Origin of the sequence: Actinocrinis puniceicyclus (assembly GCF_018283645.1) — a bacterium.
GTDB classification, from domain to species: Bacteria; Actinomycetota; Actinomycetes; order Streptomycetales; family Catenulisporaceae; genus Actinocrinis; species Actinocrinis puniceicyclus.
In genome coordinates this window covers 1-791 of the sequence record NZ_JAGSXH010000356.1, presented here as the reverse complement: position 1 = coordinate 791, position 791 = coordinate 1, and the positions used below count along the sequence as shown (strand labels likewise).

At 67.6% G+C, this 791-nt stretch carries 1 protein-coding gene; it reads left to right on the top strand.

The genetic code is table 11. The features are described 5' to 3' along the window. Nucleotides 1-791: arabinofuranosidase catalytic domain-containing protein (locus KGA66_RS29260; RefSeq protein ID WP_369015991.1), on the top strand; the 791-nt coding region annotated here is incomplete at both ends.

Genomic DNA, 791 nt, shown 5'->3' with positions numbered 1-791 from the left:
CTGTACGCCGCGTACAACGGCCCGCTGTACCAGGTGCGGCGTTCCTCGGACAACTCGACCAGGGACATCGGCGTGGTCAGCGCCGGCGGTGTCGCCAACGCGGCCGCGCAGGACTCGTTCTGCTCGGGCACCAGCTGCGTGATCACCGTCATCTACGACCAGTCGTCGCGTCACAACAACCTGACTCAGGCTCCCGCGGGCGGCGCGGCACCCGGCCCGGACAAGCTGGCCAACGCGGTCTCGGCGCCGACCTCGCTCAACGGCCACAAGGCTTACGGCGTGTACATCCCGCCGGGCACCGGCTACCGGGACAACACCGCCACGGGCACCGCGACCGGTGACAACCCCGAGGGCGAGTACGCCATCTTCGACGGTACCCACTACAACGGCGGCTGCTGCTTCGACTACGGCAACGCCGAGACCAACAGCCGCGACGACGGCAACGGCACCATGGAAGCGATCTACTTCGGCAACATCAGGGTCTGGGGTTACGGCTCCGGCAACGGCCCGTGGATCATGGCGGACCTGGAGAACGGCCTGTTCTCCGGCCTCAACCAGCACTACAACGCCAACGACCCGACGGTGAACTACCGGTACCTGACCGCGATGGTCAACGGCGGCCCGAACCACTGGGCCATCCTGGGCGGCAACGCGCAGTCCGGCAACCTGTCCACGTTCTACGACGGCGCGCGGCCGAACGTGTCTGGCTACAACCCGATGCGCAAGCAGGGCGCCATCATCCTCGGCACCGGCGGCGACAACAGCGACGGCGCCCAGGGCACCTTCTACGA